This is a genomic window from Streptomyces achromogenes (assembly GCF_030816715.1).
Lineage (GTDB): Bacteria > Actinomycetota > Actinomycetes > Streptomycetales > Streptomycetaceae > Streptomyces > Streptomyces achromogenes_A.
This window is the reverse complement of the sequence record NZ_JAUSYH010000001.1, coordinates 450019-472919: the sequence shown is the minus strand read 5'-3', so window position 1 is coordinate 472919 and position 22901 is coordinate 450019. Positions and strand designations below refer to the sequence as shown.

Annotated in this window: 21 protein-coding genes; 10 read left to right on the top strand and 11 right to left on the bottom strand. The window is 72.2% G+C overall.

What is annotated here, in order from left to right:
* Window positions 1–114 precede the first annotated feature (114 nt).
* Together QF032_RS02085 and QF032_RS02080 are read right to left on the bottom strand one after the other, a co-directional pair.
* On the bottom strand, window positions 115–1227 hold the full coding sequence (locus tag QF032_RS02085) for a DUF3533 domain-containing protein (RefSeq protein WP_307039472.1): 1113 nt from the start codon (window positions 1225–1227) through the stop codon (window positions 115–117).
* Window positions 1228–1341: 114 nt separating this feature from the next.
* Window positions 1342–2211: an SCO6745 family protein gene (locus QF032_RS02080; protein WP_307054620.1), complete on the bottom strand. Its 870-nt coding sequence runs from the start codon at window positions 2209–2211 to the stop codon at window positions 1342–1344.
* A 204-nt stretch (window positions 2212–2415) separates the two neighbouring features.
* On the opposite strand from QF032_RS02080, the gene QF032_RS02075 reads away from it, so the two are divergent.
* The gene (locus tag QF032_RS02075) at window positions 2416–3948 is read left to right on the top strand and encodes an MFS transporter (protein WP_307039468.1); all 1533 of its coding nucleotides are present in this window, start codon (window positions 2416–2418) and stop codon (window positions 3946–3948) included.
* Between the two features lie 123 nt (window positions 3949–4071).
* Here the strand turns inward: QF032_RS02075 and QF032_RS02070 are convergent, their stop codons facing one another.
* Window positions 4072–5766, bottom strand: coding sequence for a dolichyl-phosphate-mannose--protein mannosyltransferase (locus QF032_RS02070; RefSeq protein WP_307054619.1), 1695 nt, complete (start codon window positions 5764–5766; stop codon window positions 4072–4074).
* A gap of 249 nt (window positions 5767–6015) precedes the next feature.
* Between QF032_RS02070 and QF032_RS02065 the strand changes: the two genes are divergently transcribed.
* The 3 genes from QF032_RS02065 to QF032_RS02055 all read left to right on the top strand — a co-directional run bounded on the left by QF032_RS02065 (window position 6016) and on the right by QF032_RS02055 (window position 8872).
* Window positions 6016–6363, top strand: a complete 348-nt coding sequence (locus QF032_RS02065) for a PRC-barrel domain containing protein (protein ID WP_307054618.1) — start codon at window positions 6016–6018, stop codon at window positions 6361–6363.
* Window positions 6364–6721: 358 nt separating this feature from the next.
* Window positions 6722–7912: an acyltransferase family protein gene (locus QF032_RS02060; protein ID WP_307054616.1), complete on the top strand. Its 1191-nt coding sequence runs from the start codon at window positions 6722–6724 to the stop codon at window positions 7910–7912.
* Window positions 7913–8107: 195 nt separating this feature from the next.
* Complete coding sequence (locus QF032_RS02055; protein ID WP_307054614.1) at window positions 8108–8872, top strand: beta-glucanase; 765 nt, start codon at window positions 8108–8110, stop codon at window positions 8870–8872.
* A gap of 198 nt (window positions 8873–9070) precedes the next feature.
* Here QF032_RS02055 and QF032_RS02050 read toward each other — a convergent pair whose 3' ends face one another.
* Window positions 9071–9706 carry a carboxymuconolactone decarboxylase family protein gene (locus tag QF032_RS02050; protein WP_307039461.1) on the bottom strand — a complete coding sequence of 212 codons (636 nt, stop codon included), beginning with the start codon at window positions 9704–9706 and terminating at the stop codon, window positions 9071–9073.
* Window positions 9707–9739: 33 nt separating this feature from the next.
* The gene (locus QF032_RS02045) at window positions 9740–11038 is read right to left on the bottom strand and encodes an MFS transporter (RefSeq protein ID WP_307054613.1); all 1299 of its coding nucleotides are present in this window, start codon (window positions 11036–11038) and stop codon (window positions 9740–9742) included.
* Window positions 11039–11171: 133 nt separating this feature from the next.
* On the opposite strand from QF032_RS02045, the gene QF032_RS02040 reads away from it, so the two are divergent.
* The 4 genes from QF032_RS02040 (at window position 11172) to QF032_RS02025 (ending at window position 13870) form a co-directional block, all read left to right on the top strand.
* The gene (locus QF032_RS02040; RefSeq protein WP_307054611.1) at window positions 11172–12107 is read left to right on the top strand and encodes a LysR family transcriptional regulator; all 936 of its coding nucleotides are present in this window, start codon (window positions 11172–11174) and stop codon (window positions 12105–12107) included.
* A 117-nt stretch (window positions 12108–12224) separates the two neighbouring features.
* Window positions 12225–13121 (top strand): endonuclease/exonuclease/phosphatase family protein, encoded by an 897-nt coding sequence (locus tag QF032_RS02035; RefSeq protein ID WP_307054609.1) that lies wholly within the window; start codon window positions 12225–12227, stop codon window positions 13119–13121.
* Between the two features lie 34 nt (window positions 13122–13155).
* Window positions 13156–13323, top strand: a complete 168-nt coding sequence (locus QF032_RS02030; RefSeq protein ID WP_307054607.1) for a hypothetical protein — start codon at window positions 13156–13158, stop codon at window positions 13321–13323.
* Between the two features lie 4 nt (window positions 13324–13327).
* Entirely contained in the window at window positions 13328–13870 is a 543-nt protein-coding gene (locus QF032_RS02025; protein ID WP_307039452.1) for a GNAT family N-acetyltransferase, read from the top strand.
* Window positions 13871–13932: 62 nt separating this feature from the next.
* Here QF032_RS02025 and QF032_RS02020 read toward each other — a convergent pair whose 3' ends face one another.
* Together QF032_RS02020 and QF032_RS02015 are read right to left on the bottom strand one after the other, a co-directional pair.
* Window positions 13933–14358, bottom strand: a complete 426-nt coding sequence (locus QF032_RS02020; RefSeq protein WP_307039450.1) for a DUF3592 domain-containing protein — start codon at window positions 14356–14358, stop codon at window positions 13933–13935.
* Window positions 14359–14410: 52 nt separating this feature from the next.
* Complete coding sequence (locus tag QF032_RS02015; protein WP_307054605.1) at window positions 14411–15094, bottom strand: hypothetical protein; 684 nt, start codon at window positions 15092–15094, stop codon at window positions 14411–14413.
* A gap of 340 nt (window positions 15095–15434) precedes the next feature.
* On the opposite strand from QF032_RS02015, the gene QF032_RS02010 reads away from it, so the two are divergent.
* A complete protein-coding gene (locus QF032_RS02010; RefSeq protein ID WP_307054604.1) occupies window positions 15435–18563 on the top strand; it encodes an AfsR/SARP family transcriptional regulator in 3129 nt (1042 codons plus the stop codon).
* A 99-nt stretch (window positions 18564–18662) separates the two neighbouring features.
* Here QF032_RS02010 and QF032_RS02005 read toward each other — a convergent pair whose 3' ends face one another.
* Window positions 18663–19592: a hypothetical protein gene (locus tag QF032_RS02005; protein WP_307039444.1), complete on the bottom strand. Its 930-nt coding sequence runs from the start codon at window positions 19590–19592 to the stop codon at window positions 18663–18665.
* A 253-nt stretch (window positions 19593–19845) separates the two neighbouring features.
* On the opposite strand from QF032_RS02005, the gene QF032_RS02000 reads away from it, so the two are divergent.
* Window positions 19846–20118, top strand: a complete 273-nt coding sequence (locus QF032_RS02000) for a DUF3253 domain-containing protein (protein WP_307039443.1) — start codon at window positions 19846–19848, stop codon at window positions 20116–20118.
* A gap of 288 nt (window positions 20119–20406) precedes the next feature.
* On the opposite strand, the gene QF032_RS01995 is transcribed toward QF032_RS02000, so the two are convergent.
* From QF032_RS01995 to QF032_RS01985, 3 genes are all read right to left on the bottom strand, one after another.
* On the bottom strand, window positions 20407–20856 hold the full coding sequence (locus QF032_RS01995; protein WP_307039441.1) for a spore-associated protein: 450 nt from the start codon (window positions 20854–20856) through the stop codon (window positions 20407–20409).
* A gap of 211 nt (window positions 20857–21067) precedes the next feature.
* Window positions 21068–21730: a response regulator gene (locus QF032_RS01990; RefSeq protein WP_307039439.1), complete on the bottom strand. Its 663-nt coding sequence runs from the start codon at window positions 21728–21730 to the stop codon at window positions 21068–21070.
* Complete coding sequence (locus tag QF032_RS01985; protein ID WP_307054601.1) at window positions 21727–22854, bottom strand: sensor histidine kinase; 1128 nt, start codon at window positions 22852–22854, stop codon at window positions 21727–21729. The genes QF032_RS01990 and QF032_RS01985 overlap by 4 nt, the downstream gene beginning before the upstream one ends.
* Window positions 22855–22901: the final 47 nt, after the last annotated feature.

The following is a 22901-nucleotide window of genomic DNA, read 5'->3' as shown; positions in this document are numbered from 1 at the left end:
GGCCCGGGGCTCCGTCGGCGGGTCCGGCAGCCGTGCGGCGACGGCAGGTTCCGGGTGCCGACGGCCATGGCGAGGGCGGTGTCCCCCCGGCCTGCGGCGCGGCCGGACGTCGCGTCAGACGGCGGGCGTGGCCTGAGGCGGGGTCTCGGCGTCGGCGGAGGGGGCGTCGAGGTTCCGCTTCTCGTTCCGCCAGGAAGCCGCCCAGGCGAGTACCGCGCCGCCCACCGCGTAGGCGGCGAGCACCCAGACCGCCGTGGTGACGGCGTGTCCCGAGAAGTACACCGTGTTGCGGACCAGAGTGGTGCCGGCCCCCGGCGGCAGAGCCTGTCCGATCGCGCTCCAGAACGCGGGGAGCAGCGGCGCCGGGTAGACGCCGCCGGAGCTCGGGTTGCCCAGCACCACGAAGAGCAGGATGACCAGGCCGGTGCCCGCGAGACCGAGCAGTGTCTGCAGCGCGAGCGCGGTCGCCGCCGAGGCGAGGACCACCAGAGTGCCGATGCCGCTCAGCGCCCAGAAGTGGCCCCCGAGTGCGTCGAAGACCGGCCCCACGACGACCGCTCCGGCGATCCCCGACGCGACCGCGTACAGCACGAGCACGGCGAGCCGGATCAGGGTGCGCTGTCGGTTGGCGGGGCGTGCGCCCGCTGCCATGCCCATGATCGTCGCGGTCAGATAGCCGCCGATCACCCAGCCGAGCACGAGATAGAAGGACGTCATCCCGCGCCCGTCCCCGGTGTTGGGGGGCCGTATGTCGGTGACGGTGATCTGCCGCTTCTGCCCCGCCTCGATCTTCTGGGCGATCTGGGTGGCGGTCTGCGACACCGAGGGCCCGCCCGCCGAGGCGACCAGGAGGGTGTCCTCGGTGCCGTTCGGGTCGAAGAGGAAGGCCGCGTCGGCCTTCCTGGTGAGGACCCACTGCCGGGCGGCCGCGGTGCTCGGCGCCGCAGTCGCCTCGACCGGGTCGCCGTCGAGCGCGTTGAGCTGGGCGACGATCTTCGCGGACGCCTGTTGCGGAGCGGCGACCGCGACGGGTATCCGGTGTGGTGTGGGGGAGTGGAAGGCGCCGACGTAGGACACGACGAAGGCGAGCTGGACGAGCAGGCCGCCGAGCACGAGCCCGAAGGCCCGCAGGGTGACGGCGTCCTTGAACTCGGCAGCGAAACCGGATGACTTGGGCTCGCGCTCGGCGGGTGATCCGCCCGGAGCGGGGGTGGAGGGTGCGTTCACGGGCGCATGATCCCACAGCCGGGTGAATCTCCCGCTCCGCTTGACCGGACCGGCAGGGCGTTCATGCCACGCCGGACCCGTTCGCCGTGCCGCGGGGCGACGTGCGCGCGTCCGTCACCCCTTGCCGATCAGGTCCGCCGGGAACGCCCCCGCCGCCAGCGCGGCCCGGGCGAAAGCCGTGCCGAGCACCGTCAGCCGTGCCACGCCCTGCGCACCGAGATGCTCGTACGGGGCCCGGTCCAGGAGGTCCGTCTCCTGCTCGATGTCCTCGCGGAGGGTGACGCCCCGCTCGGTGAGCTCCCCGGCGCCGTCCAGGATCCCGCGGTCCCGCAGACGGTCCGCCGCCGCACCCCAGTCGTCCGGGCTCCAGCCGCGACTGCTCGACACCCACGTCGGGGTCATGCCCCGGCCCGTGGCGGTGTGGGTGACCATGGCCTCCAGCCCGTCGAGACCGGCGGACATCAGGACCGCCAGGTGCCCGTCGCCACGGTGCTCGCGCAGCAGCGTCGCCGCGTGCCAGTAGGCGAGGTGCGGCTCGTCGGGAACGGGAAGGTCGGCGTGCGCCGAGTACAGCGGCCGGGCGCCCCGTCCACCGGCCTCGGCCGCGCGCAACGCGAGCCGCGCCGCCTCCGCCATCTCCGCGGACCCCAGAGCCTCCTCGCCCAGCAGCCGCCGCAGCGTCGCGTCGACGGCACGCACGCGTGCCGCGAGGATCTCCGCGGGGGCGGCGACCGACCACACCGCGGGCACGTGCCGGGCCACGACGTCGTGCTTGTAGTTGTAGAAGGCCGCCGTCACCGCACCGGCCCCGACCGGCCCGAGCGCGGCCGCGCGCGCGGCGAGGTTCACCGCCCGGGGATGCGTGATGCCGAGAGCGCCCAACTCCCGTCCGAGGTCGGGCGAGAAGTAGTGCGCCGCGTGCAGGGAGTTGAGCGGTGACTGGCAACGGCGGCCGGCTTGCGGCTCGAGGGTGGCAGTGGTCATGCCCGGCACGCTACCGACCGGTCGTTATGCGTCCGCCGTCGGGGCACCGCCACCTGAGCCGCGGGCGTCACCCGGACGTCGTGGTGTGGCCGCGGTCACCGCATGAGCCGTGTGAAAGGGGGCAGCAGGGTCTCTACGCACAGAAGTCACCCAGTGCCTCACTCTGCGCACGGGTCGCTTACGCACGACGGGTAAGGAACGGCAGTGGCTGACGTACAGACCGAGGGGCAGCCCGAACCCGCGCGGTCCGGGCAACGCGAGACGGCAGGTCTGCCCGCACAGGTCCGCCAGGACCTCACGCGCAGGCTGAAGCGGAACAAGCGTCCCTTCCGTGACGAGGACGTGCAGGTCGTCGAACCGCCGTTGCTGCGGCGGGCGGTGGGCGCCTCGGCGCTCGGCAACTGCATGGAGTGGTTCGACTTCGGCGTCTACAGCTACCTCGCGGCCACCATCGGCAAGGTCTTCTTCCCGGGGGCGTCGCCCGCCGCGCAGGTGATCTCGTCCTTCGCCACCTTCGCGGCGGCGTTCGTCGTACGCCCGCTGGGCGGCCTGGTCTTCGGACCGCTCGGGGACCGGCTCGGCCGGCAGAAGGTGCTGGCCACCACCATGATCATGATGGCGGTCGGCACGTTCGCCATCGGCCTCATCCCCAGCTACGCCACGATCGGCATCGCCGCGCCGATCCTGCTGCTGCTCGCCCGCATGCTGCAGGGGTTCTCCACCGGCGGTGAGTACGGGGGCGCCACCACCTTCGTCGCCGAGTACTCGCCCGACCGCCGCCGAGGCTTCCTCTCCAGCTGGCTCGACTTCGGCACCTTCGTCGGTTACGCGCTCGGTTCCGCCCTGGTCACCGCACTGAATCTCGCCCTCAGCGACGCGCAGATGCTCTCGTGGGGCTGGCGGATCCCGTTCCTGATCGCGGGCCCGCTCGGGGTGATCGGTCTCTACATGCGTCTCAAGCTGGAGGAGTCACCCGCCTTCCAGCAGCAACTCGACGAACACGAGCAGAGCCTCGCCAAGGAGTCGGCGGGCACCGAGTTCAAGACCATCGTCAAGGACCACTGGCGCGGCCTGCTCATCTGCACGGGTCTGGTGCTGCTCTACAACGTCACCAACTACATGGTCACGGGCTTCCTGCCCACCTACCAGACGGAGACCCTCGGCCGCTCCAGCACGTCCGCGGACGTCCTCGTGCTGGTGGGCATGGTCTGGATCGTGCTGCTGATCACCTTCCTCGGCAGGCTCAGCGACCACGTCGGACGACGCCCCCTCTACGGCTACGCGGCGGCGGGCATGATCCTCCTCGCCGTCCCCTCCTTCCTGCTGATCAAGATGGAGGGAACGTGGCCGCCGGTCTTCGGGGTGCTGATCCTGTCCACCCTGCTGGCGTGTTTCGCCGCGCCGAGCGCCGCGACGCTGCCGGCGCTGTTCCCGACGGCCGTCCGCTACGCCGCAATGGGCATCGGCTTCAACTTCGCGGTCGCTGCGTTCGGCGGAACCACCCCGCTGGTCACCGAGGCGCTCGTGAGTCTCACCGGAAACGACATGATGCCCGCCTTCTACCTCATGGCGGCCGGCGCCATCGGGCTGGTCACGGTCCGCTTCCTGCCCGAGAGCGCCCAGGTGTCCCTGAACGGCTCCCAGCCCATGGTGGGATCCAAGAAGGAACGCCGCGAACTGATCGCCACTTCGCAGGAGTTGTACCGTGTCGGCCGGGAGACCGCAGGCCGCCGCTGATCCTCGCGGAGACGGCCGCGCCGCCAGACCCGGTGCGGGCGGGGCGGGGAGCCATCGGCGCGCTTCAGGGCGTCGTCGAGGGCGGCCGCGCCCGAGGCGTGGGCCCGGGGTCGGCGTGGCGGCTCAGATCCAGGTGTCGAGCCACATGCGGGCGTGCCAGTCGGCGTACGGGATCGTCTGCCCCGTGTAGACCGGGAAGAAGTAGATGAAGTTCCAGGCGATGAGCAGCACCAGCACGCCCGCGGCGACCGCACCTCGCGTGCGCCGAATCTCGTCCGCGCCCGGCGGACCCGCCAGCGCGCCCAGCGTCATCGCCACGGCCAGGCACAGGTACGGCACGAACACGACGGCGTAGAAGGCGAAGACCGTACGGTCCTGGTAGAGGAACCACGGAAGGTACCCGGCCCCCACCCCGCACAGGACGGCACCCGCCCGCCAGTCACGGCGCAGGGCCCACCTGAAGAGCAAATACACCAGTGCGCAGCACGCCGACCACCACAGGAGCGGGGTGCCCAGAGCGAGGATCGCCTGTGAGCAGTCGGACGCCGTGTGGCAGCCGTCCCGGCCGGCCTTCGGCGACTGGTAGGAGAACAGCACGGGACGGCCGAGGACCAGCCAACTCCACGGATTCGACTCGTACTTGTGGAAGGTGTCCAGTCCCACATTGAACCGGTAGACGGCGTGTTCGTAGTGCCACAGGCTGCGCAGCGGGGCGGGTATCCACGACCACGTGCCGCCGCGGCCGTCCGCCCAGTGCCGTCCATAGCCGTCGTCGGACAGGAACCAGCCGGTCCAGGTCACCAGATAGGTCACCACGGCGACAGGTACGAGGGACAGCAGCGACCAGCCGAAGTCCTTGCGCAGTACCGCGCGGTACGGGCGGCGGGCCCCCGCCGTGCGGCGGGCGCCGACGTCCCACAACAGGGTCAGGATGACGAAGAAGACCAGGAAGTACAGTCCGTTCCACTTCGTCGAGGCCGCCAGCCCCAGGAAGAAGCCGGCTGCCAGGCGCCACGGACGCGGGCCCGTCCCGGTCCGGGCGGCGGCGTCCCGGTCCGGCCCGGCCCGGCCGTCGGACCCCACCGGCAGGGCTGCCGCGAGCCGGGCCCGTGCCCGGTCACGGTCGATCAGCAGGGCGGCGAACGCCGCCAGCACGAAGAACATGACGACGAGGTCGAGCAGGGCGACGCGGCTCATCACGTAGTGCAGGCCGTCCATCGCCATCAGGAGGCCGGCCAGGCATCCCAGCACCGTCGACCGGAACAGACGCCGCCCCGTGCGGCACAGCATCAGCACCGACAGCGTGCCCAGCACCGCCGTCATGAAGCGCCAGCCGAACGGCTCGAGACCGAAGGCCCCCTCCCCGAGGGCGATCACCCACTTGCCCGTCGGTGGATGCGCCACGAACGCCCCCGCGTCGGTCAGGGGGACCTTCTGCGGGTCCGCCAGGATGCCCGGGTCGGCGATCTTGCGGTCCGGCCAGGTGCCCTCGTAACCCAGCCGCAGCAGCGCCCAGGCGTCCTTGGCGTAGTAGGTCTCGTCGAAGACGAGGTCGTGCGGCCGGCCGAGACGCCGGAAACGGATCGCTCCGGCGAACAGGGCGACGAGCACGGGACCCACCCAGCCCATCGCCCGCGCGACACGGTACGCCCGTGCGGGGCCGAGACCCAGGCGCTCCCAGACGCGCGTGCCCGGCTCCGGGAAGGGCGGAACCAGACGCTCACGGACGTCGCTCCGGGGAGGTGCCGCATACCCGAACCGGCGCAGACGGTCGGTCCAGTCGCGGGGCGCGGTCGTCGGGCGCGTGCCGTCGGGCATGGCGGTGAGGTAATCCTTCGGGAGTGGGCCGGCCGGCGGGGGTCGGGGTGCGCTGGAGGCTAGCAGGGACTCGCCGGCGACGAACGCGTGGATCTCGAACTGCCGTCCCGGGACGCGGCGTCGACGGACGCCGGCGAGTTGAAACGCGCCGTCGGGGAACAGTGCCTCCGTCGCCCGCCGGCATGTTCCCGCAGGTCTGTGGCGCGCCTGAACGGGCACCCGAAGGGCCAGGACGACAGGGAGGACATCGTGAGCAAACACGACGCACACCGCGTGCCGACGGCGGGCCACACCGCGGACGACGACCTGACCGGATACCAGGTGCACGCCACGGACGGTCACCTCGGCAAGGTCAGCAAGTACTCGAGGGACCTGGGCCCGCGGTTCCTCGTGGTGCACACCGGCCCGTGGGTTCTCGGCAAGGACGTGGTGCTCCCGTCGGACGCCGTCATGGGCGTCGACCACGCCGCCCGCATCGTGCAGGTGACGAGGACGAAGGCGCAGGCCAAGGCGGCGCCCGTCTTCGACGAAGCCACGCACCTCGGCGATCCGCGGCATCGCGACCAACTGGGCGGTCGGCACGGATCCGGGCACTGACAGCGGGCCCGCACCGCTCGGCGGGTGCGGGCCGCTTGCCTCGGCACGGCACGGTCGCACGCGCGCTCCTGCCGCTGGGCACGGGACAACCGGGCCATCCTGCGGACTCGCCCGTTGAACGGCTCGACGGGCCCCCGCGTACCAGTCCACTGCGGGGGCGCTGTGTCGCCCCCCGCACGGGAAGAGCGGGTCGGCGGACGTCCTCCGGTCGCGCCGCCGCACCACGCGGCGACCGCGGGGGCATGCCGGCGCGCGACAATGCGGTGTCCGAGGAAAGAGTTGAAGGATTTCAGTGGATTCGAGCCGTGCGGTCCATGGCGCTCTCGCTCCGGTCGCCCCGCCGGGGCAGGAGAACAAGATGAGCGGGTCACCCGTCCGTCGCCAGGTGCAGGGCCTTGACGGTCTCCGGGGTCTGGCCGCTCTGTATGTGGTGCTGTTCCACTGCTGGCTGTACACCTTCCCCGGCTATCCCGACAGCTCAGCGCCCCGATGGCTCGACGGGCTGATGTTCGGGCGTCTCGCGGTCGTCTTCTTTCTGGTGCTCTCCGGATTCTCCCTGGCGATTTCCCCGGCGCGTCGCGGGTGGCGGTCGGAGGGATTCGCCGAGTACCTGCGTCGGCGCGCCTGGCGGATCCTGCCGCCGTATTGGGCGGCGCTCTGTATGAGCCTGATCATCGCCTGGTTCGTGGTACCGGCCTCGCATTCCGGACCGCCCACGGGTGGGTCCGTTCTGGTCTACGGCCTCCTCGGGCAGGACGTTTTCACGGCGCCGACCCCGAACGGCGCGTTCTGGTCGATCGCGGTGGAGGCGGAACTCTACGTCGTTTTCCCTCTCCTCCTGTTCGTGCGGCGGCGGACGGGCGCGGCGGTGCTGGTCGGGCTGGTGACCCTCCCGGTGGTGGTCCGCGGCCTGATGGCGCCGGGCGGAACCCCGGTGGAGGGGGAGAACTGGCTCACTCCGCATCTCGCGCCCGTCTTCGTCGCCGGAATGGTGGGCGCCGGAATCGTCGCCGCGTCAAACCGGGTGCGACGTCTGCCATGGGGATGGTTCGCCGTCCTGGCCGCCGTCCCCGTCCTCGCTCTCGGTGTCATCCAGGGCTCCGTGTGGACGCTGACGCACTACTTCTGGGTGGATCTCGCCGTCGCTCCCGCCATGACCATGCTGATCGCTGCCGTGGCCACCGGCAGACCCGCCGTTCTCGTGCGACTGCTGACCGCGCGCCCCCTTCGGATTCTCGGTGAGTTCTCCTACAGCCTGTACCTGATCCATCTGCCGATCGTCCTGGCCGTCATACGGCGGGTGGCCCCGTATTTCGTGTCGCCGGGTCTGCCCACCTTCTGGTTCACGCTCGTCCTGGCCCTGCCGGTCTCACTGTTCGCGGCATGGCTCTTCTCCCGGCTTTTCGAGCTTCCCTTCAAACGGAACAGATCCTGGAGATCCATCGTCGGTGAGACGAGGAGCGCTCGTTCGGCTCGGCCCGTGGTCACTGCGCGGGCCTCGGGAACGAAGCCGTCGGAGGACACTTCCCGGGAATCGCCGGCCCGGTGATTTCTCTCCCGGACGACCGCGGTGGGGCGCCGGCCATGCCGAGAGCGAGGGGCGGGTTGCCTACGCCAACGGCGGGATCGCCCGGGGGAACGGAAATCCGAGGTTCAAGCGAGCAATTCACTCGCGAGTGTTGTCATTGCCGTGGGATTCCTCGCCGTCTGCGTGCCGACGTCATATGCGGAGCAGCATCCGCGCATGGACAATCCTGCATGCGACGGAATGCCGTCGGCAGAGGGGATCCGGCCCGGACCTGAGATCGTCTTCACGGCGGACTTCACCTCCACCCGTCAATGGGTGGCGGGGCGTTCGTGGGCGTATCCGAACGGTGGGCCGGTCAACCCCGGGGACAACAAACTGGATCACCTCACCGCTGATCCCTCCTACAGCCGCTCGGGCGTCTTCCGTGCCACCCGCCGCGCGGACGGACTGTGGAATACCGGCCTGCTCACCACGGAGGGGAGTGAGGAGGCCTTCACCGTCCGTGCGCGGGACGTGCTCGAGGCACGGGTCAGGCTGCCGCGCGAGGTCGGGGCCTGGCCGGCCATCTGGACCTGGCGGGACGGCGGCCAGGAGATCGACGTCTTCGAGTACCACCCCGACAACCCTGATCTCCTGGAGCTGACCAACCACGTTCGCGGCGGCAACCTCTACTACAGCGACCCCGCCGTCCGCCCCGGCGCGTGGATCGACCTGCGCGTCGAGTTCGGCTCCCGGTCCGTGGTCTGGTGGGTGAACGGCAGCCGGGTGTTCGCCGACCGCCGCGGCGTGGGACGTGCCTGGCACGCCTACCTCATCGTCAACCTGTCGGTGTGCGCGGGCCGTTATCACCCGGCGCCGGCCCCGCAGGTGAAGGAGCTGTCGTACGAGGTGCAGAACCTCGTGGTGCGGCGACCGGCCGCGCTGGTGGAAGGGCGGTCCGACGAGCCCGAGGCCATGGCCGGGGGCGACGGACCACCCTGACGAGGATCCGTGCGCTGCGGGCGGCCCGGGTGGGCCGCCCGCAGCGGCGCGAGGAGCGTCACCGCCTCGCCACGCCCTGGCTGAACGCCGCCGACGACCACGCCGGTGCCGAAGTCCGGGCCGGTGTCGAAGTCCGCCCCTGCCCTGGGACGAAGACCGTCACGCTGAGCGGCGTCGCGCCGGCCGTGGCCCCCGTCGTCATTCCGCTGTGTGCGCTCCCGTCGAGAGGGTCACGGACGGCAGGGGGCGCTCGGGGCGCCAGGCGTCCAGCGCCGCGCCGGAGGTGTTGAGCACGGCGGCCAGGAGCCGGTACGTGCCGACGAGCGCCAGCAGTTCCAGTACCTGCGCGTCGTCGTACGTGCGCCGCAACCGCCTCCGGGCCGCGGAGCCGATGACGGAGGTGTCGCAGACGTCGTCCACGGCGGTGATCAGTGCGGCCTCGTGCGGGCTCCAGGCCGCCGTCGCCGGGTCGTCGGCGGTGCGCGACACCTCCGCCTCCGTGAGACCGACGGCCTGCGCCGTCTCGTAGTGGTGGGACCACAGATATCCGGACCCGGTGCGCAGGGCGGTGCGCAGCGTCACCAGCTCGCGGTCCCTGGCCGACAACAGGCCGGCGTTGACCAGAGTGGAGAGCGGGTACAGGGCGACGGCCAGGCGGGGATGACGGGCGAGGACGCGCGTGAGGTTCAGCGTGTCCGGCAGATCGGTCAGATGGGCGGGCAGCCGGTCTTCGCTGCCCTTCAGGCTCGCCGCCGTCCATACGGCACGAACCTCGGGGGACCACTCCTCGACCGGCAGCGGCTCGATCCCCGGTGGTGCGTCATCCGGTGTCATGGGATGCGAGCTTCGCTCCCCGGGCCGTGCCGGTCAACCCCCGCCGGGCGCCGGCTCCGGCGTGGCCTCGGACGGGAGCGCTCCTGCGCGCCGGGGGAGCAGCAAAGGGGTCGCCAGCAGGAGTACGCCGGCCAGGCCGATGGCGGTTCGCGGGCCGAGAAGGCCGCCGAGCACACCCCAGACGGCCGTGAGGAGAGCGGTGGAGGCTTTCGTCGTCACCGCCCAGGCGGACAGCGTACGCGTGACCCGGTCGGCCGCGGTGCGCTCGAGCCGGCAGGTGGAGGAGACGGGGTTGAAGACCCCGCAGCAGAGGATGAGCCCGAATTCGACGCCGACGACCAGCAGCAGACCACCGGTGCCCGGACCCAGGAAGGCCAGACCGACCGGCCAGAGGGCGCGCACCGAGCCGGACACGACGAGGACCCGGTGCCCGCCGAACCGGGTGACGAGCGGCCGGGCGAGCCGCGAGCCGAGGAGCCCGCCGATCGCGGGCGGGGCGAACGCGAGGCCGTACTGCCACGGGGTGAACCCGAGCCGGCCGAGCATCAGGACGGCCAGCAGCGGCTGGGCGGCCATCACCAGACCGTTGAAGAGGGCGGTGTTGAAGAACAACGGGCGCAGTGTGGTGTCGGCGAGGATGAACCGCCAGCCGTCGAGCAGGTCCCCGGCCCGCATCCGCCTGCCCGCCCGGCCCTCGGGCTTCGGCTCGTGTCCGCCCGCGGCGCGGATGCCCAGGGCCGAGAGCAGGTAACTGACCGCGTCCGCCACCACCGTCGCCACCGGACCGAGCAGCCCGATCGCCATGCCGCCCAGCGGCGGTCCGACGATCGTGGTCGTCCAGGCCGTGGACTCGAACCGGGCGTTGGCGACGAGCAGGTCCTCGGCCGGCAGCAGCGTCTTCAGGTACGCGCCGGATGCGGCGCGGAAGGTGATGTCGGCCGCCGCCACGACGACGCAGACCAGCAGGAGCTGGACGAAGGTGAGGACGCCGAGCGCGAACGCGGCCGGGACCGTCAGCAGCGCCGCGCACCGCAGCAGGTCCATGCCGATCAGCACCGGTCGCTTCCGGCGGAACTCCACCCACGGGCCGAGCGGCACCGCCGCGACCGCGCCCACCGCGGACCCCGCACTGGAGAGCGCGGCGACCTCGGCCGGCCCGGCGTGCAGCACCTGAAGGGCGATCAGCGGGAACGCGCCGAAGGCGAGCCAGGTACCGAGGGCGCTGGTTCCGTACGCCGCCCAGAGCCACCCGAAACGTCGCCCCAGCCGGTGTCCGGGCAGCCGCCCGAGTCGAAGTCCGGACAGCCGCCCGACCCGGTGCCTGCTCCCCATGTACGTCCCCCTGGCTCTCGCCCTGCACAACCGATGTGCGATCGGAAGCATCAAAGCGATGGTTCTACCTGCGAAGCAAACAACCATCGGGCTATCGGTCACAACCCACAGTTGTGCGCGTAGGGTTTCGCTCATGGACCTCGACACCGTGCGCACCTTCGTCGCCGCAGCCGACGCGGGGCGGTTCCAGGAGGCCGCCGCCGAGCTCGCGATCACCCAGCAGGCCGTCTCCAAGCGCATCGCCGCACTGGAGCGCGATCTCGGCGTGCGACTGTTCACCCGCACCCCGCGGGGCGCCGGGTTCACCATCGACGGACAGGCGTTCCTGCCCCATGCGCGCGACCTGCTGCGCGTCGCCGAGCGAGCGGTCGCCTCCGTGCGCACCGGCAGCCGTCCGCTGCGCGTCGACGTGCTCACCTCCCGCAGCGCACAGTCCGGCCTGATGCGCGGCTTCCACCGCGCACACCCCGACATCGAGCTCGACGTGATGATGCTCTTCGACGTCGAGACGGCGGTCGCCGCCCTGAGGTCCGGCGCCATCGACGCGTCCTTCCGCGCGGTCGCCGTGCCAGGCCGCCCCCTCCCCGACGACATCGAGTCCGTCCGGGTGCTCGACGAGCCGCTCCAGCTCCTCACCGGCCCCGCGCACGCCCTCGCGGGCGCCAGAGCCGTCACCGTCGCCCAGCTCACCGGGCACCGCATCTGGATGCCCGGCATCGTCCCCGGCACCGAGTGGGCCGCCTACTACGAGGACCTCGTCGCCGCGTTCGGCCTCACGATCGAGGCGACCGGCCCCAACTTCGGCTCCGACGCGCTCCTCGACACCATCGCCGACACCCCGGCCCTGGCCACCTTCATGGGCGGGCAGACCCGCCTCGTCTGGCCCGCCGGCCACGGCCTGCGTCGCATCCCGGTGACCGACCCGACACCCGTCTACCCGCACTCGCTCCTGTGGCACCGCGACAACCCGCACCCGGCGCTGGCCATCCTGCGCGCCCACCTCGCCGCCACGGCGACCGGCCACGACGACGCCGGGACCTGGACGCCGGACTGGGTGGTGCCACGGTGAAGGCCGTGCGGCAGGCGGGATTCCGCGGGTGTCAACCGGGTGCCGGTGACAGAGCAGGGGCAGGTGTGGCTCACCGTCGCGTCCCGTAACCTCGGGTGCACGGACGTCAGTTGAAGGATGACCGAGATCGAGGAGGCGAGGGTGTTCGGACCCGGCATGCGATGGCTCGCGGGCGCCATGACCGTGGCCTGCGCCGTGCTCGTCGGCCCCAGTGCGCCTGACGCCCTCGTCGGCGGCTCACGGCCCGCCGGCGCCGCCCGGGAGGTCGTACCCCACCGGGTCATGACGTGGAACCTCTGCAACCCCTGCGAGCAGAGCAATGCCCACCGGGCCGCGGAGATCGCCGCGTATGCGCCCCAGGTGATCGGGATGCAGGAAGCGTGCGCGGGTGACGTCGCGAGGATCCGCAACGAGCTGGCGAGGCGTTACGGGCTCGTCTACCACGTCGCGTACGGGTCGGTTCTCCAGGACTGGGGCCGCTGCGGGGGAGTGCCGTGGAACCCGGACGGTTACGGCCAGGCGCTGCTCTCGGCGGCGCCGATGACCGACCGGGTCACCGTGGAGTACCCCGACGGCGGTTCCGAGGACCGTGGGTACATGGCGGTCACCACCTCGGTGGGCGGCCGACCCGTCCGGGTCTTCAACACGCACCTCGCCGAACGACGTCAGGAATCGGTCCGGGCGGACCAGGTCGGCGTGCTGGCCGCGGAGGTGGCCCGGCACGACCGCGCGATCGTCCTCGGCGACTTCAACGCCGTGCCGGACGCTCCCGAACTCGCCCCGATGTGGGCACTGGCCACGGACACCGACTCCTGGTGCCACCCCTCGCCCGCGGACGGCTGCCGGACGACCACCGACTGGCACAGCAAGTTCGACTACGTCTTCCTGCGTGGCATCACCGCGCTCGAGCACCACGTGCAGCCCTCCGCGTACTCGGACCACCATCTGCTCGAAACCGACCTGGACCTCGGCCAGGGCGTCGCGGCGGCCCCCGGAGCCCGGAGAAAACGGTGAGCACCCTGCGGTGGATGTCGCTACTGTCGACGCCATGGTGCTCCCTTCCCGAACGCGTCCGGCCTGCGACGCCGATGAGCGGACTCAAGTGATCGCCTGGTGGAACATGAAGCGGGCGCTCATGATCGAGGAGACCGGCCGGCACCCCGGCCGTCTGGACCTCGTGCGCGAGCTGCTCGACGGCAGCGAAGGCTGCTACTGAGCCGATGGTGGAGACCGAGTACCGGCGGTTCGTCGCATCCGAGGTCGACTCTTTGGTGCGCTTCCTGGCGCGAGACACCTGGCCGTTCCACGTCTCGGCCACGGTCAGCGGGGACGAGGTCCGCGCGTGGGCTGCCGCCGGCGTGTTCGACAGTGACGAGACCCGCACCTTCTGGATCACCGTGCGCGCAGACGCCGTCGGCCTGATCAGGCTCATGGACCTCGGCGACGGCACCCCGCTGTTCGACCTCAGGATCGCGTCGGAGCACCGGGGCAGGGGCATGGGCCCCCGGGCTCTCGCCTGGCTCACCCGGTACGTGTTCACCGAGTTTCCCGACGCCGAACGGATGGAGGGGACCACTCGGCAGGACAACGCGGCCATGCGGAGGACGTTCGAGAAGGGCGGCTACGTCAAGGAAGCCCACTATCGCGACGCCTGGCCCGGAGCCGGTGGGCGCCGGTACGACGCGGTCGGGTACGCGATCCTGCGCCGGGACTGGGCAACCGGCACGGTCACGCCGACGAACTGGCACGACGAGCCGTTCTGACCCGTCAGACGGTACCGCGGGGGCCTTCCGCAGGAGAACCGGCCCCGTTGACCGTGCCGAGGTCAGAGGGTGAGCAGGCGCGCGAGCAGCACCAGCAACGTACCGGCCGTGAGCAGCGAGCCCACGATGGCGAACACCCGGTCGACCGTCGTCGCGTCCCAGCCCTGGATCGCGAACCGGCGCGGGTTGTCGGCGTCGTACCGCACCACCACGAGGGCGCCCACGCCGAAGGCGCCCACGCGGGAACCGCGTCCGAACCTGGACGCGTACTCGCACTCCCGGCCGTCGTGGGTCGTCCAGGCCGCGACCGGGTGGTAGTAGCGGGCTCCCTCGTCGCCCCGACTGACGTCGTGGCGGACGATCCGGCCCTGAGCGGTGAGGCCGGTGCGGCGCAGCGCGTCGGCGCGCCGGAGTCCGTACACGCCGATGCCGAGAAAGACCGCGCCGAGCGCGAGCGGGACGAGGGAGAAGAGCCATGCGCGTTCCATGTGAGGTGCGACGCGTGAGCCGGGGTGCCGGTTGCGCGGTGGCTGATCTTCGCTAGGGGGTGAAGACCTCGTCGAGCCGGTCGATGGCCCCGTCGTCCCCGAGGTGGTAGGTGAAGACCAGCCCGGAGTCGGGGTGCGTCTCGAGCCAGTCGAGGAACTCCTGGACGCCGATGGGCTGATTCTCGGTGCTCTCGACGATGGGGTTGGTCACGGTGATGTCCGCGGCCTGGTCCATCGGGATGTAGGTCTCCTTGCCCACTGTTTCGAAGGGCGCTCCGTCGGAGTCGGGTGTGCCGCATCCCCAGTTGCCGTGTCTGACGATCAGACTCAGGGAACCCCCTTCCGGTGTGTAGCGGTAGACCGCGATCTCATCGGGGGAGATGGGCATCTTGTGGTCGCAGTCGTCGCCGTCGCCGGAGCCGGCCGGTGAGCCCGACGCGGGGGAGGCCGGGGGCTTGGGGGCGGCGGGGACGACGGCAGGGGACTTGACGCCGCTGCCCGCGCCCGACGAGGCCGTCGCGGCGGGCTTCCCGGCCGCGGTGCCCGGGCTCGCCGTCGCCTTGTCCGCCGCGCCGCCGGCCGTCGTCGCACTCGGCGTCGGGTCACTGCCGGCATCGGCGGTGCCACCGCCGCCGGAGCAGCCCGTCAGGCCCAGCGCCGCCACGGCGCACACGCCCATCACGACCGCTCGGACCGGGCCCGGTCTGCGGCGGCTCTTCCTCGGCGCCAGATGCATGCTGCGTCCCCCGTCTTCTTCCTTTGAGATCTCGCATGAGCCCGACCGGCTCGAGAAGGGGGACGAGTTTCGGCCGTCGGTGGTTGCGTTCCGGCCAGATTTCATGGCGCCGTGTACGAGTCGGCGTCGGCGTGCTCCGCGGACGCGACGCCTGCCGCGATCCGCCTGACGGCACGTGAGGTGAGGATCTACGGTGAATCCTGCGAAAACCCTGTGACGGCCTTCCTGTGACGGCCCCGGAGCGAATGACGGAGGGCTGCGTGGAGTCCCGGCTCCCCCTCGGCGGACGAAGTCACCGCCACCGGTGAGCCGTTCCACCGCCCGTTCCGCGTGAGGCACGATGAACCTGTACCTGCTCGGACCCCTGGAACTGCGCATCGCGGGGAGTGTGGTCGACGTCGGGCAGCCGCGGCGGCGGGCGGTCCTCGCGGCGCTGGCCGCCGACGCCGGACGGCCCGTGCCGGTGCACACGTTGGTGGACCGGGTCTGGGACACCGCCGCGCCCGACGGTGCCCGTTCCGTCCTCTACTCGCACATCAGCCGACTGCGCCGGCTCCTCGACAGCGCGCAGCCCACGGCAGGCGGCGCCGGCGCGGAGCCGTCCCCGGCGCCGCTTCGCATCCGCCGCACCGCCGGTGGTTATGTTCTGGAAGCGGACGAGCACGCCGTCGACCTGCTCCGCTTCCGCTCGCTCGTCGTGCGGGGACGCGAGCCGCACCTGTCCGACACACACCGGGCACACCTCCTGGAGGAGGCACTGCGGCTGTGGCGCGGTGTGCCGTTGTCCGGACTGCCCGGCGTGTGGGCGGAGCGCACACGGACCGCCTGGACCCAGGAGCGCGTGGAGGCCGCGCTCGCCTGGGCCCGAACCCTGCTGCGCCAGGAGAAACCCGAGGAAGTCCCCGCCGTCCTGCAGCCGCTGCTGGCGGAGCACCCGCTGTGCGAGCCGCTCGCCGTGGCGGTGGTCCGAAGCCTTGCCGCCGGAGGAAGAGCCGCCGAGGCAGCGCACACGTACACCGTGATCCGCCGACAGCTGCGCACGGAGCTCGGTGTGGCTCCGGGCCCCGAACTGCAGGCGGTGTACGAGGAGACGCTGCGCCACGCCGGACGGGTGGAGCCGTCGGGTACGGCAACCGCCCCTCCCGCCGTCAGCACGCCGCTCCCGGCCCCCGGCGCCGCCCCCGCTCCGATACCGGCACAACTGCCCATGGGTGTCAGCCACTTCAGCGGGCGAGAGGAGCAACTGGCCGAGCTCACCCGGTGCCTGATCGGTGAGGACGGTCCTTCCGGTCCGGCCGCGGGGGAGTCAGGGGCGGCCGTGGTCGTCTCCGCCGTGTCCGGCACCGCGGGCGTCGGCAAGACCGCGCTGGTCGTGCGCTGGGCGCACCAGGTCCGTCATGCCTTCCCCGACGGTCAGCTCTACGTCGATCTCCGAGGCTACGATCCCGACGAGCCGCTCTCCGCCGCTCAGGCCCTCGCCGGGTTCCTCACCGCCCTGGGCGTACCCGGCCAGGACATACCGCCGAGGCTCGACGACCGGGCGGCCCGCTACCGCACGGCGGTCGACGGACGGCGTCTGCTCGTCCTCCTCGACAACGCCGCCTCCGCCGCACAGGTGCGTCCGTTGCTGCCCGGCAGCCCGGCCTGCAAGGTGGTCGTCACGAGCCGGGACTCGCTGTCGTCCCTGGTGTCCGTCCACGGCGCGCACCGTGTGGTCCTCGACGTCCTCTCCCCGCACGAGGCGCACACCCTGCTGCGCGCCCTGCTCGGACCGCGCGTCGACACCGACCACGCCGCCGCCACCGCGCTGGCGGAGCAGTGCGGATCACTGCCCCTGGCCCTGCGCGTGGCGGCCGAACTGGTGCTGTCACGCCCCCGGGAACCCCTGGCCCACCTGGTGGAGGAACTACGGGACCACCGTCGGCGTCTGGACGTGCTGGACTCCGGCGACGGAGATCCCCGGGCGGCCGTACGAGCCGTGTTCTCGTGGTCCTACGACCGTCTTCCCGAGCCTGAGGCACGTCTGTTCAGGCTGCTGGGCCTGCATCCGGGGCCCGACGTGGACACCCACTCGGCCGCCGCCCTGGCCGGCGAGACCGTGGAGCGTACGCGGCGGTCCCTGGACGTCCTGTCCCGCGCGCACCTGGTGCACCGCAGCGGTCCCGGCCGCCACGGCATGCACGACCTGCTGCGCGCCTACGCCGCCGACCTCACGAGCCGGCACGACGGGGCGGCGGAGCGCGACGCCGCCCTCACCCGTCTCCTGGACCACTGCCTGGGGGCGTCGGCGGCGGCCATGGACGTGCTGTATCCCGCCGAACGGCATCTGCGGCCCGTCGTCGAGGCGCCCGGCAGCGCTCTGCCGCCGCTGCGCACGGCCGACGAGTGCCGGGCCTGGCTGCGTGCCGCGCAGCACACCCTGGTGGCCCTGTGTTCCAGGACCGAGGAGCCGGGGCCTTCCCGGCACACCGTCCGGCTCGCCACCACGCTCCACCGCCACTACGAGCGTTCGGGGCATTTCGCCGACGCGCTGACCGTGCACACCCATGCCCTACGGGCGGCCCGCGCGGTGGGAGACGTCGCCGGCGAGGTCGACGTCCTGGTGTGCGTCGGCGCGGTCCACCGGCGGCTCGGCGACTACGAGAGCGCCCACCGCCACCACGCGGACGCGCTGACGCTGTGCCGTCGGGTGGGATACCGGGCCGGGGAGGCGCGTCACCTCACCAACGTGGGCGTACTGCACGAGCTGCAGGGCCGGTACCAGGACGCGGCCGACCACCACGAGCAGGCGGTCGAGCTGTTCCGCGCGGTCGGTGACGTCCACGGCGAGGCCGACGTACTGAACAACCTCGGCATCGTCCAGGAGTTGCTCGAGGACTACCAGGCGTCCATCGAGCGGTATCAGCAGGCCCTGGCGCTGTACCGGCAGACGGGTCACACGGTCGGGGAGGCCAGTGCCCTCGGCAACCTCGGGATCGTGCTGGCGCGACTCGGCGACCACGCGGCCGCGGCCGCACGCTTCGAACAGACGCTCGCTCTCTTCCGGCGGCTCGGGCACACGGGCGGAGAGGCCCACGCCCTGTCCAACCTCGGGGACGCGCTGTGTCACCAGGGCGAGTACGAAAAGGCCGCCGAGCACCAGCGGCAGGCCCTCGGCCACTTCCGGCGGACCGGGGAACCCTACGGCGAGGCGGGCGCCCTCAACGGCCTCGGCGAGGCTCTGCACGGCGCCGGACGGTACACCGAGGCCCTGGACGCTCACGCGTCGGCGCTGGAAGTGGCCCGCGGGATCGGCGAGCAGGAGGAGCAGGCCCGCGCACACATCGGCGCGGCGCTCGTCCGGCAGGGCGGTGGGGAGCGGGCGCAGGCCGTCGACCACCTCCGCCAGGCCCTGTCCCTGTACACCGCGCTGGGATCCCCGCGTGCGGAGGAGGCGCGCAAGATGCTGCTGTCGGTGACTGCCGGCTAGAGGCTGTTCACCCCCGAAGCGGCGCGGCGCCGACGCGCTCGGGCCGGGCACGCCCCTCGTCCGGGCACGGCGCGGTGGGACGAAGGGCCGCCCGGTCTCTCAGTCGGGCCGGCCGAGGTCGTTGGTCTGGTCGCTCGTCCAGGGGCCGGTGGTCCGCCATTGCGCGGGACTCAGCAGACGGGTCCGCGCGGCCAGTCGGCGCAGGGCGTCGACGGCTCCCCGGTCGAGGTGCGCGCCGCTGTAGCCGACGTACGCGACGACGCCCGGCGCAGGCTCCCAGGCCAGTGCGCCGTTGCCGCCGAACGCCGACGTGAGGACCGCGGGTCTGCCGTGCACGGTCCCGGCCGGCTGGGCGCCGGTGGCGTACAGCGCGTCCTCGAAGCCGCCGCACCGGGCCACGCCGGTGAAGGTCAGGCCGCCGGAGAGCTCGTCGGTCTCCCCTGTCACGCGGGAGCTGTAGCGGGTCTCGTTCACGTGGACCGGCCACAGGGTGCCGGTGGCCGCTACGGACAGCCCGCGCGGTGCCTCGACGCGGGGGCGGCCGGATGCGACGCGGGTGGCGGCCGCGACGGCGATCAGCTCGGACCGCGGCAGATCACCTCGGACCCGGGCGTACGAGCCTGCGACCGGCCAGACGACCTCCCGCGCCAGGGCCCTCCCCGACACCTCGCCGACCCGGACCGGGCTTCCCCGTGACGGCGCCGCCACGGGGAAGGTGACCACCGCGCCGTGCCGTCCCAGAGAGCCGCTTCCGTCCGAGCGCCGCAGGACCACGGTCGACGGACCCGCGCCCGCAGAGCGGTCACGTCTGATCAACGTCGCGTCCCGCGGCAGCGGTGCTCCGGCGATCACCAGGCCCGGCGTCTGCCCCGCTCCGACAGGCGCGTCCGGGCCGTGGGGAAACGCACTGCCGGAGGGCGCCGCCGCCGACGGGCTCTCGGGTGCCCGCGGGCGTCGACCGTCGGGCTCGTTCACGACGGCGACGATCCCCACGACGATCACCGCGGACGACACCACGGCCGCGGTCACGGCGGTCAGCCGGCGCGACGGTCTCCAGGGCGGTCGGTCCGGTCCACTGCTGAGCACATCCCCCATGCCCGCAGTCTTCCCCACTCACCGGCACGGAGAAAGGTCTTCAGGGATCCGGACGTGCGTCGTCGCCGTCGGGCGCTGTTCCCGCTGTTCCTGCTCGCCGGAACGGACGACGTCTGCACCGGCTCACGGCCGCCTGCGCGCGGGACCGCCGCTGTCCTGCCACGGGCCGGCGGCGGACAATGGCGGTATGACGGACATCGCACGGCAGACGAGCCGCCGTCTGGAGCGGGCGATCCTCGAGCTGCTGGAGCGACGCGGCCCGACGGCCACCATCTGCCCCTCCGACGCCGCACGGGCGGTGTACGAAGGGGACGACGACGGCTGGCGCGCGCTCATGGAACCGGCCCGTCGTGCCGCCCGGCGGCTGGTCACGGCCGGCGAGGTGGAGATCACCCAGGCCGGCCGTCCCGTCGAGCCGGCCGAGGCCAGGGGTCCCATCCGCATCCGGCGCACCCGCTGAGCGGACAGCCGCCCCGGATGCGGGCGCGCCCCGCGGGCCGGTCCGTGTCCAGCGCGAGCGCTCGACACGGAACCGTCCTACGGACGCGCCGGCCTCGGAGTCTCCGGCGTGCGGACCATGTGCGCCGCCCTGGCGGAACCGCGCGAGTTCCACCAGGGCGGGCCGAGCCGACACCCCCTCCTGTGCGGCCTTCGGCACGATGTCGCCCCGTCGGTCGCCGTCGGGCGTTCCCCGCAGGACGGAGCCGACGGCACGCCGGACACGGCGGCCGGACAGGAGGAGCGGTTGTCAGCGGGTGTAGGTGACCCGGTGCTCCCGCAGGGAGCCGCAGTTGGAGCCGGACACCTGGACGTACACGTTCTTGATGTAGCCGCCCCAGTCGACGCACTGGCCCTTGCCGTAGATGTACGCCGGACCCGCGTAGGAGGTGTACCTCCCGTAGTCACCGTCGCTCTGGTCGGTGGCGGGGATGTAGATCCACGCGGACATGTCCAGGGCGGCGCCGGGGGTGCTGCGGATGGTCGTGACGCAGTTCTTGCCGTTGGCCGCGTTGTACGTCAGGTAGACGGTGCCCAGCGAGCCGACGGGCGCGGAGTTCACGGTCTTGTAGGCGCTGCCGCACACCTTCTGGGGTGTGGTGTTGGGTGCGGCGGACGCGGGTGCCGCCAGAGCGGTCGTGGCGCCCAGCGACAGAGCCGCCAGCGCCGCGGCGCCCAGCATGGAGTGAGTGAAGCGCATATTTCCCCCTTGTGATCTTACGAGTTGGTTACTCCTGCCTTATGTGACCCGCAGGCCATCTGGATGGTTGTGCCGGGTTGGCCGGGGTTTTCAGCCATAACTCTCGGCGCAAAAGGCTGAATTGGGGCGCAACCAGAGGCCGCTTCCCGGGGCGGGGCCTTCCGGCGATAGGGCGCCGCAGCGTGCCGGCACGGTCCACGGTGTGCGGCGCTCAGGAGCTGCGCGGCGTCACCAGGCCGGCTTCGTAGGCGAGGACCACCAGCTGAGCGCGGTCTCGGACGTGGAGCTTTGCCATGGCCCGGTTGATGTGGGTCTTGGCGGTCGCCGGGCTGATGACCAGTCGGTCGGCGACCTCGTCGTTGGACAGACCGTGTGCGGCCAGGGCGACCGACTCGCGTTCGCGGCTGGTCAGAGCCTCCAGCCCGCTGCCGGTACGTCCGGGCGGCGGCTGGGAGACGTATCGGTCGATGAGCTTGCGGGTGATGGCGGGCGCGAGCAGGGCGTCGCCGCGGGCGGCGACACGGACGGCGTGCAGGAAGTCCTCCGGCAGGATGTCCTTGACCAGGAAGCCGGCGGCGCCGGCGCGCAGCGCGTCGAAGACGTACTCGTCCATGCCGTAGTTGGTCAGCATGACGACGTGCACGTCGGCCAGGGTCGGGTCCGCGGCGATGAGTCGGGTCGCTTCGATGCCGTTCATGACGGGCATCTGGATGTCGATGAGAGCGACGTCGGGCAGTTGCTCCTTGACGAGGGCGAGGCCCTCCCGGCCGTCGGCGGCCTCGGCCACCACCTCGATGTCGTCCTCGAGGTCGAGCAGCGCGCGGAAACCACTGCGGATGAGCGGCTGGTCATCGACCAGCAGGACCCGGATCACGAGGCTTCGCTCGTGGGGAGTTCGGCCTGGACGGTGAAGCCGCCCGCGCCGCGCGGCCCGGTGCGCAGGCGGCCGCCGAGGGCCGTGACGCGTTCGCGCATACCGAGCAGCCCGAGCCCGGACGTCGGCGCGGGGTGGGAGGAGGCCTTCCCGTTGTCGTCGACGCGGACGGCGAGGGCGTCCGGCCGGTAGTCGATGATCACTGAAGCGGTGGTTGCCGCGGTGTGCCGGGCGACGTTGGTGAGCGACTCCTGAACGATTCGGTAAGCGGTACGGCTCACCGCCGCCGGCACGGCGTGCGGATGTCCTTCTATCGTCAGCGTCGTCTCCAGGCCGGTCGTCCGGAACCGTTTCACCAGGCTGGGGATCTGGTCGAGACCGTGCGGCGGGGTGGTCTCGTCGTCGCGCAGCGCCTCAAGGGTCGCACGCAGCTCCCGGCTCGCCTCCCGGCCGGCTTCCTGGATCGCGAGCAGGGCCTCCGGCACCTGCTCGCCGCGGCGCCGAGCCACATGGACGGCGACCTCGGACTGCACCTTGATGACCGAGATCTGGTGGGTGAGCGAGTCGTGCAGCTCCCGCGCGATGCGCAGCCGCTCCTCGTCTGCCCGGCGGCGTGCGGTCTCCTCGCGGGTGCGTTCGGCTTCCTCCGCCCGCCGTTCGGCCTGCCGCACCGCCTCCCCGGCGGCGAAGGCGGCGATCAGCCAGGCGAGCTCAAGGGTGTTCCGGGCCTGCGTCACGACCTCGCGCGGGGGCCCGTCACGAACGACCAGGGCCGTGAGGTGGAGCACGGCCACCAGGCCCACGGAGGCAGCCAGTGTGACGGCGCGGTGCCCGGCGCGTACCGCGCCGTAGACAGCGACCAGGTATGAGACGGCGAGCGCCTCGAACCCGGCCCCCAGGTAGCCCACCGCGCACAGTCCGGTGACGGTCAGGACCACCAGCGGTGCCCGGCGGCGCGCGGCCAGCGCCAGCCCGCCGGCCGCCAGCAGCGCGGAGCCGAGCAGCTCGCGCCCTCCCGACGGGTGTGACCCGGACAGCCCGGCGCTCAGCAGCAGTGCCGCCACGCCCAGGGCGGTTGCCCAGTCGGTGACCCCGGCCGGGACAGCGAACCGTCCTTTGTCCATGGGCACACCGTAGCCGGACGCACGGGTGGGCAAGTCCGGCTCGTGGA

What these genes read in the sequence shown, in the direction of transcription:
- QF032_RS02080 (WP_307054620.1), bottom strand. Translation starts at nt 2,211, where the DNA reads ATGACCACTGCCACCCTCGAGCCGCAAGCCGGCCGCCGTTGCCAGTCA.
- QF032_RS02070 (WP_307054619.1), bottom strand. Translation starts at nt 5,766, where the DNA reads ATGCCCGACGGCACGCGCCCGACGACCGCGCCCCGCGACTGGACCGAC.
- QF032_RS02060 (WP_307054616.1), top strand. Translation starts at nt 6,722, where the DNA reads ATGAGCGGGTCACCCGTCCGTCGCCAGGTGCAGGGCCTTGACGGTCTC.
- QF032_RS02055 (WP_307054614.1), top strand. Translation starts at nt 8,108, where the DNA reads ATGGACAATCCTGCATGCGACGGAATGCCGTCGGCAGAGGGGATCCGG.
- QF032_RS02050 (WP_307039461.1), bottom strand. Translation starts at nt 9,706, where the DNA reads ATGACACCGGATGACGCACCACCGGGGATCGAGCCGCTGCCGGTCGAG.
- QF032_RS02045 (WP_307054613.1), bottom strand. Translation starts at nt 11,038, where the DNA reads ATGGGGAGCAGGCACCGGGTCGGGCGGCTGTCCGGACTTCGACTCGGG.
- QF032_RS02040 (WP_307054611.1), top strand. Translation starts at nt 11,172, where the DNA reads ATGGACCTCGACACCGTGCGCACCTTCGTCGCCGCAGCCGACGCGGGG.
- QF032_RS02035 (WP_307054609.1), top strand. Translation starts at nt 12,225, where the DNA reads ATGACCGAGATCGAGGAGGCGAGGGTGTTCGGACCCGGCATGCGATGG.
- QF032_RS02030 (WP_307054607.1), top strand. Translation starts at nt 13,156, where the DNA reads ATGGTGCTCCCTTCCCGAACGCGTCCGGCCTGCGACGCCGATGAGCGG.
- QF032_RS02025 (WP_307039452.1), top strand. Translation starts at nt 13,328, where the DNA reads ATGGTGGAGACCGAGTACCGGCGGTTCGTCGCATCCGAGGTCGACTCT.
- QF032_RS02020 (WP_307039450.1), bottom strand. Translation starts at nt 14,358, where the DNA reads ATGGAACGCGCATGGCTCTTCTCCCTCGTCCCGCTCGCGCTCGGCGCG.
- QF032_RS02015 (WP_307054605.1), bottom strand. Translation starts at nt 15,094, where the DNA reads ATGCATCTGGCGCCGAGGAAGAGCCGCCGCAGACCGGGCCCGGTCCGA.
- QF032_RS02010 (WP_307054604.1), top strand. Translation starts at nt 15,435, where the DNA reads ATGAACCTGTACCTGCTCGGACCCCTGGAACTGCGCATCGCGGGGAGT.
- QF032_RS02000 (WP_307039443.1), top strand. Translation starts at nt 19,846, where the DNA reads ATGACGGACATCGCACGGCAGACGAGCCGCCGTCTGGAGCGGGCGATC.
- QF032_RS01995 (WP_307039441.1), bottom strand. Translation starts at nt 20,856, where the DNA reads ATGCGCTTCACTCACTCCATGCTGGGCGCCGCGGCGCTGGCGGCTCTG.
- QF032_RS01985 (WP_307054601.1), bottom strand. Translation starts at nt 22,854, where the DNA reads ATGGACAAAGGACGGTTCGCTGTCCCGGCCGGGGTCACCGACTGGGCA.